The sequence below is a fragment of the Paradesulfitobacterium ferrireducens genome (assembly GCF_017310645.1).
In the GTDB taxonomy this organism is placed as follows: domain Bacteria; phylum Bacillota; class Desulfitobacteriia; order Desulfitobacteriales; family Desulfitobacteriaceae; genus Paradesulfitobacterium; species Paradesulfitobacterium ferrireducens.
The window spans coordinates 35,964-48,114 of record NZ_JAFLRH010000019.1; the positions used below are offsets into that span (position 1 = coordinate 35,964).

General features: G+C 48.9%; 13 protein-coding genes. 11 read left to right on the forward strand and 2 right to left on the reverse strand.

Going from position 1 to position 12,151, the window contains the following annotated elements; all coding sequences use genetic code 11:
• Positions 1-84 precede the first annotated feature (84 nt).
• The gene (locus tag J0X21_RS07470; RefSeq protein ID WP_206811570.1) at positions 85-1,317 is read left to right on the forward strand and encodes a CaiB/BaiF CoA transferase family protein; all 1,233 of its coding nucleotides are present in this window, start codon (positions 85-87) and stop codon (positions 1,315-1,317) included.
• 208 nt (positions 1,318-1,525) lie between these two features.
• The gene (locus J0X21_RS07475; RefSeq protein ID WP_236006136.1) at positions 1,526-1,966 is read left to right on the forward strand and encodes a hypothetical protein; all 441 of its coding nucleotides are present in this window, start codon (positions 1,526-1,528) and stop codon (positions 1,964-1,966) included.
• Positions 1,967-2,202: 236 nt separating this feature from the next.
• Here J0X21_RS07475 and J0X21_RS07480 read toward each other — a convergent pair whose 3' ends face one another.
• Entirely contained in the window at positions 2,203-2,895 is a 693-nt protein-coding gene (locus tag J0X21_RS07480) for a CPBP family intramembrane glutamic endopeptidase (RefSeq protein WP_206811571.1), read from the reverse strand.
• Positions 2,896-2,974: 79 nt separating this feature from the next.
• On the opposite strand from J0X21_RS07480, the gene J0X21_RS07485 reads away from it, so the two are divergent.
• On the forward strand, positions 2,975-3,214 hold the full coding sequence (locus J0X21_RS07485) for a hypothetical protein (RefSeq protein ID WP_206811572.1): 240 nt from the start codon (positions 2,975-2,977) through the stop codon (positions 3,212-3,214).
• A 2-nt stretch (positions 3,215-3,216) separates the two neighbouring features.
• Here the strand turns inward: J0X21_RS07485 and J0X21_RS07490 are convergent, their stop codons facing one another.
• A complete protein-coding gene (locus J0X21_RS07490; RefSeq protein WP_206811573.1) occupies positions 3,217-3,879 on the reverse strand; it encodes an HAD hydrolase-like protein in 663 nt (220 codons plus the stop codon).
• A 133-nt stretch (positions 3,880-4,012) separates the two neighbouring features.
• On the opposite strand from J0X21_RS07490, the gene J0X21_RS07495 reads away from it, so the two are divergent.
• From J0X21_RS07495 to J0X21_RS07530, 8 genes are all read left to right on the forward strand, one after another.
• A complete protein-coding gene (locus J0X21_RS07495; RefSeq protein WP_206811574.1) occupies positions 4,013-4,198 on the forward strand; it encodes a hypothetical protein in 186 nt (61 codons plus the stop codon).
• A gap of 177 nt (positions 4,199-4,375) precedes the next feature.
• Positions 4,376-5,458, forward strand: coding sequence for a hydrogenase small subunit (locus tag J0X21_RS07500; protein ID WP_407947634.1), 1,083 nt, complete (start codon positions 4,376-4,378; stop codon positions 5,456-5,458).
• A gap of 2 nt (positions 5,459-5,460) precedes the next feature.
• Positions 5,461-7,173 carry a nickel-dependent hydrogenase large subunit gene (locus J0X21_RS07505; RefSeq protein ID WP_206811576.1) on the forward strand — a complete coding sequence of 571 codons (1,713 nt, stop codon included), beginning with the start codon at positions 5,461-5,463 and terminating at the stop codon, positions 7,171-7,173.
• 35 nt (positions 7,174-7,208) lie between these two features.
• A complete protein-coding gene (cybH, locus tag J0X21_RS07510; RefSeq protein WP_206811577.1) occupies positions 7,209-7,949 on the forward strand; it encodes a Ni/Fe-hydrogenase, b-type cytochrome subunit in 741 nt (246 codons plus the stop codon).
• A 14-nt stretch (positions 7,950-7,963) separates the two neighbouring features.
• Entirely contained in the window at positions 7,964-8,479 is a 516-nt protein-coding gene (locus J0X21_RS07515; protein ID WP_206811578.1) for a HyaD/HybD family hydrogenase maturation endopeptidase, read from the forward strand.
• A 193-nt stretch (positions 8,480-8,672) separates the two neighbouring features.
• On the forward strand, positions 8,673-9,332 hold the full coding sequence (gene cmk, locus J0X21_RS07520; protein ID WP_206811579.1) for a (d)CMP kinase: 660 nt from the start codon (positions 8,673-8,675) through the stop codon (positions 9,330-9,332).
• Positions 9,329-9,922: a lysophospholipid acyltransferase family protein gene (locus J0X21_RS07525; RefSeq protein ID WP_206811580.1), complete on the forward strand. Its 594-nt coding sequence runs from the start codon at positions 9,329-9,331 to the stop codon at positions 9,920-9,922. The genes cmk and J0X21_RS07525 overlap by 4 nt, the downstream gene beginning before the upstream one ends.
• A gap of 154 nt (positions 9,923-10,076) precedes the next feature.
• Positions 10,077-12,131 (forward strand): bifunctional 4-hydroxy-3-methylbut-2-enyl diphosphate reductase/30S ribosomal protein S1, encoded by a 2,055-nt coding sequence (locus J0X21_RS07530; protein ID WP_206811581.1) that lies wholly within the window; start codon positions 10,077-10,079, stop codon positions 12,129-12,131.
• The last annotated feature ends 20 nt before the right edge of the window (positions 12,132-12,151 follow it).

A 12,151-nucleotide genomic window follows, 5' to 3' on the forward strand; every position in this document is an offset into this window, starting at 1 on the left:
CTGCTGATAAAAAGTCTATCTCGAAGAGCGTCATATTAATGGCTTAGAGATTAGGATGCGACAGGGAAAAGGAGAGTGAAGTTCGTGACCAAGCCTTTAGAAGGAATTGCAATTTTAGACGTTACATCATTTCTGTCCGGTCCTTATGCTACCCTCTTATTAGCTGGGATGGGCGCAAAAGTAATTAAAGTGGAGCAGCCTAAAGTGGGAGATCCGGCCAGGATAAGTCCACCCTTTGCTGGGAAGAATGGGGTTGCAGCTAAACCTCTGGATGAGCAAGATTTATCATTCGGTATCTTAAAACGGGGTCGGAATAAACAGAGTATTACCTTAAACCTTAAGCATGCTAAAGGTAAAGAAATCTTTAAGGACTTAGCAACACATGTTGACGTAGTAGTTGAAAACTTTCGGCCCGGTACAATGGATAAATTAGGGGTAGGCTATAATGAGTTAAAAAAGCTTAATCCGGGTTTGATTTATTCTTCGATTTCCGGATTCGGGCTTTCTGGGAAATATCGTGATCTTCCAGCCTTCGATATCGTTGTACAGGCAATGAGCGGACTAATGTCTATTAATGGGATGCCTGATTCACCACCGGTTAAAACTGGAGTTCTGTTAGGTGATTTAGCCTCTGGGATGTTCGCGTCGATCGGGATCCTGGGCGCATTGCATTTCCGTGAAGTTACAGGAAAAGGACAACTGATTGAGACTTCTATGTTGGATGCTTTACTTGCACTAATGATGGACGATTCGCTTGATTTCTGGGCGTCACAAGGGCATTCGGTGCGTATGGGCAATCGATTATTAAGGCTCACCCCCTTCAACTCCTATCCGGCAAAAGACGGATATATTGTAATTGCCAGCGGCAGCGACCAGCATTGGGAGCGGCTACTCAAGGCGATGAATCGGGCAGAGCTAATTGGCGATCCCCGGTATAGCAGCCAGTCTCAACGCACTGCTAACGCCGATGAGGTTGACGCGCTCATTGCTGCCTGGAGCCGACCCATGACTACTCAGGAAGCAGTAGATATCTTAATTAAATGTGAGGTGCCTAGTGGCCCAGTTCACAATTTCTTAGATATATTGCAGGATGAGGAACTTGCCGAACGGGGAACTTTAGTTGATATTCAACATCCAACAGCAGGAATTATTCAAGGCTTTAAGTCCTGGGGTTATCCGATCAAGTTTTCGGAAGCGGAGGCAGGCTTTGATCAACCGGCGCCGTTTTTAGGAGCGAATAATAAGGAAGTGTACCGAGATTTATTGGGATTAACTGATGCAGAAATACAGGAACTGAAAACAATGAATGTTATATAATCTCGAAAGGAAAAAGGCAATTGAGTTCAAATAACTAAATATAATCTGTAACTGGGTCGGAGTTCGCGCGTATAAAATGGGGCGGTCGAAGTCCGCCCAGTTCATTTTTTTTCTGTTCCAAAGCATAAAGCCTCCTCTTTTTTCCAAATACAACCAATATGTATATTGTGTACGTTGTGTACATAGTATATAATTGGAGGTGAAGAATATGGCGTTAGCTAAGGAGAGTGTAATTATGCGTGAGGTGATGAATGCCACAGACGTTAGGAAGGAATGGGGCAATTTTATCGACAGTGTAGTTCGGTATAAACCATCTGTAATTAAAAGAAATAGAGATTACATGGCGGCCATGTCTCTTGAACAGCTGGATTTTGTTCTATCACCTTACCGGTTTAATTTAGCATATGAAAAAGAGGCTGATGGCAGTTATAGCGGCTCATTGAGAGAGCTTGACTTATTGGCCAATGCATCTAATTTAGAGGAATTAAAAACGGAAATCATTGAAGAACTAGTTGAATATGCTAACGAGTATATGAATGAATTCCAGAAATACTATAATGCTCCCAATAGAAAGTCGCATTTTCCCTATGTCATGCGAGTGGTTATTCAGAAAGATAAAGAAGCATTAAGAGGTCTGATCGATGCCTAGCTGGAGAGAGTTAAAACGTTTCTGCGAACGAGACGGATGGGAGCTTTTTAAGGATACAGATCATTATTTCTACAGGAAAATGATGCCTGATGGGAGTATAAAACGTACAAAGGTGTCTAAAGGAACAGGTGAAATACCCAAGCGACTATGGAAAGATATTTTGAAAAGGCAATTACAGGTCGAGGAAGCGTATTTCAATAAAATGATTTGAGCTTGAATTTGCTCGTAAAATTGTTTTACATCGACAACCCTGCTAAGAGCGCAGTTGCCACAAAATTGTTCAAAGCGTGCAAGGCCATGGAAGGGTAAAGTGAGCGGTTCTTTTCGTACATGTGGGCTAAAATCAGCCCTAACATAAAGCGCGGCAAAAACCCGTAAGCTTGGAAGTGAAGCAGGGAAAACAACGCGGAGCTGATGGCGGCGGCCGTCCACTTGCCGAGATAGGTGTGCAGGCTGCCAAAGATCACTCCCCGAAACAGGGTTTCCTCCGTGAGCGGGGCCAGAATACTGGCGAGCAGGAAGTTGAGGAGAAAGGTTAGAAGCGTCGCTTGTCCGAAAAGCTGGGAGTACACATCTGTTTCCGGCGGGGTAAATCCGCGGCTGAGTAAGAACAAGCCGTACATGAAATTAATAGACCATGCAAAGATATACAACCCGATAATACTGGGCCAGACTTGGCGGAACTTTACCGGACGCCAGCCAAAGTCGGCCCAGTTCCATTTTCTGAAGGTTTTTATAACCCAAATTAAAAAGAGGAAAGCAAGCTGGGTGAGAAATCCATTTAAGTATAAAAGCAGTTGTTCATGGGGCCAGCGGGCGGCAGCCCATTTGGTGGCAAGCACCAGTAGCACAAACAGTACCCCGATCCCAAGCACGGCAGCTATGAGGTCAACCCAGTTGAGGGTTTTTACAGGTTTAATTTCTTCCATTATAAACTCCTAATTTTAATAACGTACGATGGATAAAGATGTGGTCGTACTTCCACACTAGTTTTAGGAGGGATGATCTTTGATTACTTTACAAGTCTACCATCAGCGTTATAAAGTGCCTTTGCGGGAATATCTGGATACAGTCCAGGAATTTTCGGATCCCTGGGATGAACGGGCCTATCAATATTATACTATTAAGCAGCTTGAACAAGTCAATGATCATGGAATCGTAGGTATGGTCCGGCAGGAGCATGATCATGAGTATGTATATCTTGATGCTGCTGTCCGTTATCCGGTGGCGGAAGAAGAACAAGGTTAAATTTATTTATCCTCGAATAGAATGGTTCGTAGCTCAGTCAGGCCTTTAGCAATATAATCCGGTTTATTTTCTTCCAACTCATGCATCGTGCCGTACCCGTACGCCACGGAGATTACATCCAAACCATTGCGCCTGGCCCCTTCAATGTCGAAGCGCCGGTCTCCGATCATGACCGTCTGTTTCCAGGATATGTCCTGTGGCAGCCGGCGCAGGATTTCCTGGATTAAATCCCCTTTATCTACCAGTTCTCCGTTTAAATTGCTGCCCATGATGAGGTGAAAATGCCGGCTCAAGTTAAAGTGCCTGAGGATTTCTTCAGCAAACGGCTTTGGTTTTGAAGTGGCCAGAACATTCAAGCAGCCTGCTTCTTTTAAGTCTTGAAGGAGCTCCGGGATTCCAGGATAGATTTTATTTTCGTACATCCCTTTTTCTCGGTAGCGCTCCCGGTAGAACTCCAAAGCCTTGGAAACAAGTGTTTCGTCCGTGCTTTTTAGAAGGATCTCGAAACTTTTGCTTAAGGCCGGACCGATGACCCATTCAAGCTCATCTTGGGTTGGAACAGGCGCATTCAATTTTTCCAGAGCATATTGGACGGATTTTGTAATCCCTTCTTTAGGGTCCGTTAGTGTTCCATCTAAATCCCATAGTACTACCTGATATTTCATAAATTCAGTCCCCTCTTATCTAAAGTGTTTAAATAAACAATTAAATAATGGATGTCTCAAAATGAATTCCCCTTTTTCCCAGGAGTAATTTTTGCTGTTTTGACAGATTCTAACCATAAAAGGGGGAGTTAAAATGTTTAGGATGAACCGTCGGCGTCAACAAAATCGGAGCTGGCTTTGGAGCATGATTGGATTAACGGGGGCGTTCCTGGTCGGAAGGGAAGCAGGTAAACGCATGGGTCCCAATCCGCACCATGAACATCATCAACACCGTCATCGCTCGTCTTGGAACCATGAACAAGGTATAGGTCAGGAATAATAGCTGTTAAGCCTTCGGGGAATTCCCGGGGCTTTCTTTTTTATTTTCAAGATAAATTAAGATTACCTTCTCCAACTTTATAGTGGATGAAGAGGAAGGTCAAGAGCGTTCATGAATAAATGTGGGCTATCCACTAAACAATAAGGATGATAAATGGGAAAGCAAGGAGGGGTTAAGTTGCCTTCATCCGATAGTTTTTACCGTTGGGCCCGCAGTAAAGGCGTAACTCGCCGGGACTTTCTGAAGTTTTGCACCTTGGCGGCAGCCATGCTGGGGTTGGATGCTGCGGCGGTGCCCAAAATCGTTCAAGCCCTGGAGACAAAGCCGCGCATGCCGGTGATATATCTTAATTTGCAGGAATGCACCTGTTGCGGAGAATCCTTTCTGCGCTCAGCCCATCCTTTGGTGGCTGATTTGATACTCAATATGATTTCACTTGATTACATGGAGCCGCTTATGGCTGCGGCCGGGGAGCAGGCCGAGGCCGCTAAAGCCAAAACCATGAAAGATTACAACGGTAAATATCTCTTGGTGGTTGAAGGCAGTCCAACCCTGGGGGACGGCGGGATTTACTGCACCATCGGCGGGAAAACAGCGACCAGTATCCTTGAAGAAGCGGCCGCAGGAGCGGCGGCGGTGATTGCTTATGGATCCTGTGCCACCAATGCCTGTGTCCAAGGAGCCTATCCCAATCCAACCCAAGCCGTGCCCGTACGCCGGGTTGTCACCACTAAACCGGTGATTGATGTTCCCGGCTGCCCGCCGATAGCCGAGGTGATCACCGGAACGATTGTCCATTACCTGACCTTCGATAAAATTCCTGAGCTGACCAATCAAGGGCGCCCGAGGGCTTTCTATGAGCACCGGGTGCACGACGGCTGCAACCGGCGCGCCTTCTTTGACGCCGGCCAGTTCGTGGAGAGTTTTGACGATGAGGGAGCCAAACAAGGCTGGTGTCTCTATAAAATGGGGTGCAAAGGTCCAACCACCTATAATGCGTGTGCGGTCACCCAGTGGAATGACGGGGTGAGTTACCCGATTAAATCCGGTCACCCCTGCATCGGCTGTTCCGAAAATAATTTCTTCGACAATACCCCTTTCTACACGCATTTAGCTGACATCCCCAATGGGGCGATTGGGTTTAATCCGGATAAAGTAGGGGTAGGAGCCCTCGGCGTAGCCGGAGTAGGGGTGCTGGCCCATGCGGCCGCCACCGGAGCGATTAAAGGCAGAGAGAAAGAAGAGAAGAAAGGATCTTGATTATGCCAACAAGAATCGTAGTCGATCCGATAACCCGGATTGAAGGACATTTGCGGATTGAAGTGGTTTTGGAAGGGAACAAGATTACGGACGCGTTAAGCTCGGGTACCCTATTTCGTGGGATTGAAAAGATTGTGGAAAACCGTGATCCCCGGGATGTATGGGCTTTTGTGCAGCGGATCTGCGGGGTCTGCACCCACATCCATGCCATCGCCTCCGTGCGTGCAGTGGAAGACGCACTTGATTACCGTATCCCCAAGAATGCCAACTATATCCGCAACATCATGACTTTAACCCAGTTTGTTCAGGACCATGTGATTCATTTTTATCACTTGCACGGCTTTGACTGGATCGATGTCGTGAGCGCGCTTAAGGCTGACCCCGCGCAAACCAGCGCTCTGGCCCAATCCATCTCCGGTTGGCCGCTTTCTTCCGCCGGATATTTCCGGGATGTGCAAACTAAGGTGAAGACCCTGGTTGAAAGCGGGCAGCTCGGGATTTTTGCCAACGCTTACTGGGGACACCCGGCCTACCGGCTCCCGCCCGAGGCCAATTTAATGGGCGTGGCGCACTATCTGGAAGCGCTCAATTGGCAAAAAGAAATTGCCAAAGTGCATGCCGTCTTTGGAGGCAAGAATCCTCACCCTAATTATTTAGTGGGCGGGATGGCTTCCGCCATTAACATCAATGGCAACAACACGATTAATATAGAGCGCTTGAACCTGGTCAAAACGAAAATCGAGGAAGCTCAAACGTTTGTTGACCAGGTGTTAATGCCGGATATTCTGGCCATCGCCAACTTCTATAAAAAAGATCTTTACGGCGGCGGGGTCCGGAATTACCTGGCATATGGCGGCGTACCCACAGTCGATGTCAGAAACCCGGACAGCTACCTGTTTCCTGGCGGAATTGTCTTGGACCGGGATTTAAGTAAAGTATATGACATTGATCTCAAAGATCCCAAACATATTCAAGAATTTGTCACTCATTCCTGGTACCGCTATGACGATCCCCAGGCCGGACTTCATCCCTGGCAGGGGCGGACGGAAGCCCAGTATGACGGACCCAAACCGCCCTACGAAAATCTGGATGAAAACAAGCGCTACAGTTGGATCAAGACGCCGCGCTGGCAGGGGAAACCGATGGAGGTCGGACCGCTGGCTCGTTTTATTATTGGGTACGCGCGCGGCAATCAGAGAATGCGTACTCTGGTCGATGATGCTTTGAAAAAATTAGATCTGCCGCTGAGTGCGCTCTTTTCCACCTTGGGCCGGACGTTGGCCCGGGCTTTAGAAACAAAATACTCGGTAGATCACTTAGCCGGTTTTCACGCAGACCTGGTTGCGAATATCAAGGCCGGAGACAGCGCGGTATTCAATCCTGACAAGTGGGATCCTAGCACCTGGCCGGCCACAGCCCAGGGAGTCGGGTATTGCGAAGCCCCGCGAGGTGCCTTGGCCCATTGGATTAAAATCAACAAGGGAAAAGTTGAATCCTATCAGGCCGTGGTCCCAACAACTTGGAATGCGTCCCCCCGCGATGCCCAAGGACAAATTGGTCCTTATGAAGCATCCCTGCTTGATACCCCTTTGGCTAACCCAGACCAGCCGCTGGAACTCCTGCGCACCATTCATTCCTTTGACCCTTGTTTAGCCTGCGCGACTCATCTGCTTAACCGCGAGGGAGAAGAGATGCTGAATCTTCGCGTTATTTAGCTGTTTTAAGAACAAAGAAGGGGGGCTTATGGGTTATGAATGATTCATCCGTTTCCCGGTCCGAACATCAAGCCTTGAGAAAGCAGGTCTACGTATGGCAGTTTCCGGTCCGGCTGTTTCATTGGATTAATGCGTTGGCGATTACTATCCTGTTTCTTACCGGAATCTATATCGGGAATCCCATCCTGACTCCGAGGGGTGAAGCTTATCAAAATTTTATCATGGGGCAAATCCGGGCCTGGCACGGGATTTTTGCCTTCATTTTCATCGCCAATTTGCTCTTCCGTTTGTACTGGTTCTGGGCCGGGAACGAGTACTCAAAGCTGCGTTTATGGCGCAAAGAGTTTTGGGGGGACTTGGTTGCAACGTTCAAATATTATACCTTTATGACCCGTGAGCATACCCTCCACTTAGGGCACAATGCCTTGGCCCAGTTAATGTACTTTCTGTTTATCTGGCTGGCCGGTGCCCTCATGATTCTTACCGGATTGGCGATGCGCAGCGGCGAGGATCCCGGGGGCGTGCTCTACTCCATTTTTGGCTGGGTAATTCCGGGTTTCCGAGGGGAGTATCAAGTGCGTAATCTCCACCACCTTTTTGCCTGGAGTTATCCCTTGTTTTTGCTGGGGCATCTCTATATGGTGTTCCGCCAGGATATTCTCGATGACGATGGAACGGTATCATCCATGATCAACGGGTATAAGTTTGAACTGGTCGGGAGCGGGGAAAGCGATAACTCAAGTCTACCCGAAGACATGCTTTCAACAGCAAAGTAAGGAGAAGTGTCTCAATGTACCAAAATGACCAAATCGGAATCCTGGCTGTAGGCAACCTCCTGCGGCGCGACGAAGGAGTCGGCCTCCATCTCTTGGAATTACTTAAAGACAGGGTTCCTCCGGAAGTAGAGCTTTTGGACGGGGGGACGTCCGGCCTGTCTCTGCTCAGCTTTATCGAAAGCAAGAAGCATCTCATCATCTTGGACGCCGTCGATGACGGGCGCGCCCCCGGAGAAGTCGTGGTGTGGCAGGGGGATGACGTACCGAAATACACGAAGGGCAAGTTATCTCTTCATGACATGAGTTTTGCTGAAGTTCTATACTGGGCACATTTTACGGGCAACATGCCGAAAGAGATCGTGGTGGTCGGAATCCAGCCGGAAAAACTCGATTGGGGGACAGAGTTGAGTGAAGCGGCCCATCAAAGCCTGCCCGAGGCCGTGGCAAAAGTCATAAAGTATTTAGAACAATGGCAGCCAGACAATAGCGGGTACCGGTATAATGACGGGCATGATACGATGAAAGCTTAGGTATGTGGGGAATGAAATGAAGGGAATGAAAGCCTTAGAATAGTAAAAGAATGAAGTGAATGAAGCTAAGGTGAATGAAGCTAATGAAGCTAATGAAGCAGCAAAGAATGTACGTTACCCGTAAAGTTTGCTATAATGTACTTTGTATTTACTGATTCCTGACTACTCTAATACTTAAAGGAGCCTCTAAAAAATGCAAATTGCCATCGACGGCCCGGCCGGTGCGGGAAAAAGTACGGTTGCCAAAGCGGTAGCCAAGCGCTTGGGGCTTTTTTACCTTGATACCGGGGCGATGTACCGGGTAGTGGCGTATAAGGCCTTAAATAATAAGGTAAACATTCAGGCGGAAGAAGAGGTTGAGCGCTTAGCGGCAGAGACCACGGTTCGCTTTAATCATGCCCAGGGGGACAGGGTTTGGTGTGACGGAGAGGATGTGACGGAAAAAATCCGGACTCCGGAGGTTAGCCGGGCGGTTTCGGTGATCGCAGCTTATTCCAAAGTGCGCGAGCGCCTGGTAGCCTGGCAGCGGGAGGAAGCAAAGCAGGGTGATGTCGTCATGGATGGCCGGGATATCGGAACCCAGGTGCTTCCTCAGGCAGAGCTGAAGATTTTTCTCACAGCGTCTGCTGAAGAGCGGGCCCAGCGGCGTTGGCTGGAATTAAAGGCCGCGGGACAAGAAATACCCCTCATAGAGATTGCGAAGGACATGGAGCGGCGGGATCGTCAGGATCGCGAACGGGCCGTGTCCCCTCTCAAACCGGCACCGGATGCCGTGATTCTGGATACGACCGGGCTCACGGTTGAACAAGTAATCTCTAAGATAGTAACTATGGCTCAGGAGGAACGAAGATGACCTTTTATGATTTTGCTAAAGCCGTGATGTCGCTTCCTTTTCGCATCATGGGTTGGAAAATTAAAGGGATAGAAAACCTTCCGACCGAGGGACCGGTAATCCTTGCCTCCAATCATGTGAGCCTCTGGGATCCGGTTCTGATTGGCTGCAGCGTCCCCCGCCAGGTTTGTTATATCGCGAAAGATGAACTTTTTCACGTACCTTTATTTGGCTGGGTGTTAAGACATCTGGGTGCTTTTCCGGTAAAAAGGGGCCAGGGAGATACCAGTGCAATCCGCCAATCCCTGGCAATTCTTAAAGAACAGAGAGTTTTGGGGGTCTTTCCGGAAGGAACCCGTTCCAAGACCGGACAACTTCAGAAAGCCCTCCCGGGAATTGTCATGTTTATGGAAAAAAGCCAGGCGCCGATTGTGCCGGTTCGGGTGAGCGGCACGCGCAAGCTATTTAGCCAAGGATGGGGTAAAGTAGGCATTGTAATCGGAAAACCCCTGACGCCGGAGATGCTTAAACCCCCTGCCGGGGTCGAAAACCGGCGGGAGTGGGTGGCCCAAAAAATTATGGAAGCACTCGAACAATTGCCGGAGATTTAAGCCGCATGTTTTTTAGCGCTTAGGGAACCTTATACATGAAAAGTAGTCACTAAAGCAGGAATTTCGCGCCTAAGCAGCGAAATGTTTACTTTAGCTATTCAGGTGAATTCTAGGCTGAATTACTCTCCCTATCCGCTTGGGAGGAGGTTTTGAATTGAAGGTTATACGAGCGGATAAAGCCGGATTTTGTTTCGGAGTCAAACGCGCGCTCGATTTAACTGAAAAATCCGCTGCGACCAAAGAGGTAGCAACCCTGGGACCCTTGATTCATAACCGTCAGGTCGTGGAGCGCTTGGCTGAGCGCGGAGTGCGAGATGTGCCCACCCTTGACCATGCCGGGGCTAAGACCTTAATTATCCGCTCTCATGGTGTCCCTCCCCAAGTTTACCGGGAAGCGGCTGCCAGAGATATCGATCTGATTGATGCCACTTGTCCTTTTGTCTGGAAGGCCCAGAAGTTGGCGGCCAAAGCCGCTGAGAGCCGTCAGGTCATTGTGGTTGGGGATAGAGAACATCCCGAAGTTCAGGGAATCCTCGGCTGGGCCGGGGGACAAGCATTAGCCATAGAAACCCTCGAAGAAGCCCGTGCGCTTCCACAGTACCCCAGTTTGGCGGTATTGGCTCAAACCACGCAGCCCGCAGCTAATTTTCAGCTGATTGTGGAAGAACTGCGCCGCCATACAGAGGATTTAACGGTTTACCATACCATTTGCAATGCAACCCAGGAACGTCAAGAGGCTGCACGCGAGCTCTCGGCCAAAGTCGATGTCATGGTGGTGGTCGGGGGAAAGAACAGTGCCAATACCCGTAAATTAGTGGGGATCTGTGCAGACCAAGTACCTACTTATTTAGTAGAGACTGCTTCGGAATTAGAAGAAATCTGGTTTGTAGGAGCTAAGACGGCTGGACTCACAGCCGGTGCTTCCACGCCGGATTGGATAATCGAGGAGGTTTATAGAAAGATGTCGGACATGAATGAAAAGGAACCGGTAACACAAGCTGCTGAGGAATCAAATCAGGATAGCATGAACATGGAAAGCTGGGATCAAGGACTGCAGGAACTTCACCGCGGAGCTGTGGTTACGGGCACCGTGGTTAAAATGACGGATGATGAGGTTTTTGTAGATATCGGGTGGAAGTCTGAAGGGGTAATCACGCGCCGGGAATTGGCGGTCGGCAATGTGGAAAAACCGGAGGATGTGGTCGCCGTCGGTGATCAGATTTCCGCAGTCGTACTAAGGGTGGAGAACGAAGAAGGATATCCCGTTCTGTCAAAACGGCGGGCCGATGAGGCCGGGGCAGTCGATCATTTAGCTGAATTGGCTGAGAGCAACGAAGAGATTCAAGCAAAAGTGATTGAGGTTGTAAAGGGCGGACTGTTAGTTAATGTTGGTATGCGTGGCTTTGTCCCGGCATCCCAAATCCAATTTGGGTTTGTAGAAGATTTGAATCAGTTTTTGGGCCAGACTCTGCGTCTGAGAGTGATTGAATTTGATCCGGCCCGCAAGAAAGTCGTACTCTCACAAAAAGCGATTCTGGCGGAAGAACAACAAAGCAAACGCAAACAATTAATGGAGTCCTTGCAAGAAGGAGATATCGTGAAAGGGGTTGTACGCCGCCTGACCAATTTCGGTGCCTTTGTGGATATCGGCGGCGTGGACGGACTGCTGCATGTGTCTGACATGGCCTATTCCAGGGTAAAGCATCCCTCCGAATTGCTCAAGGTAGGGGATGAGGTCGAGGTTCAGGTTCTGAAAGTGGACCGGGAGCATGAAAAAATCGGCCTTGGCTTAAAGCAGCTTAAGGCAAGCCCATGGTCAGAGGCGGCAGATAAATACCCGGTTGGATCATTGGTTTCAGGTAAAGTCGTGCGGATCGCTCCCTTTGGTGCCTTTGTCCAATTAGAAGACGGAGTCGACGCCCTGGTTCATATTTCCCAGCTTGCAGACCGCCGGGTGGGCAAAGTGGAAGAGGTCGTGCAAGTCGGAGATATGGTCAGTGCCAAAGTGATTGAGTGCAAGCCGGAAGAAAAACGCATCAGCCTAAGTATCCGGGAAGCGGCGGCTGAAGCCAAGGCAGCGATTGCCCAAGAAGAACTCGCCGCTCAGCCTGAAATCCCGGAGGTTACCATCGGAGAGGCTGTAGGAATTCCAAACGGCGAAGACGATCACGGTAAGAACACGGATAACGACAACAGCGACAATGGCTGATGCCAGATTTAGAACGGTAT

Coding starts and splice junctions, on each gene's coding strand:
- J0X21_RS07475 (WP_236006136.1), top strand. CDS start 1,526: ATGGCGTTAGCTAAGGAGAGTGTAATTATGCGTGAGGTGATGAATGCC.
- J0X21_RS07480 (WP_206811571.1), bottom strand. CDS start 2,895: ATGGAAGAAATTAAACCTGTAAAAACCCTCAACTGGGTTGACCTCATA.
- J0X21_RS07490 (WP_206811573.1), bottom strand. CDS start 3,879: ATGAAATATCAGGTAGTACTATGGGATTTAGATGGAACACTAACGGAC.
- J0X21_RS07495 (WP_206811574.1), top strand. CDS start 4,013: ATGTTTAGGATGAACCGTCGGCGTCAACAAAATCGGAGCTGGCTTTGG.
- J0X21_RS07505 (WP_206811576.1), top strand. CDS start 5,461: ATGCCAACAAGAATCGTAGTCGATCCGATAACCCGGATTGAAGGACAT.
- cybH (WP_206811577.1), top strand. CDS start 7,209: ATGAATGATTCATCCGTTTCCCGGTCCGAACATCAAGCCTTGAGAAAG.
- J0X21_RS07515 (WP_206811578.1), top strand. CDS start 7,964: ATGTACCAAAATGACCAAATCGGAATCCTGGCTGTAGGCAACCTCCTG.
- cmk (WP_206811579.1), top strand. CDS start 8,673: ATGCAAATTGCCATCGACGGCCCGGCCGGTGCGGGAAAAAGTACGGTT.
- J0X21_RS07525 (WP_206811580.1), top strand. CDS start 9,329: ATGACCTTTTATGATTTTGCTAAAGCCGTGATGTCGCTTCCTTTTCGC.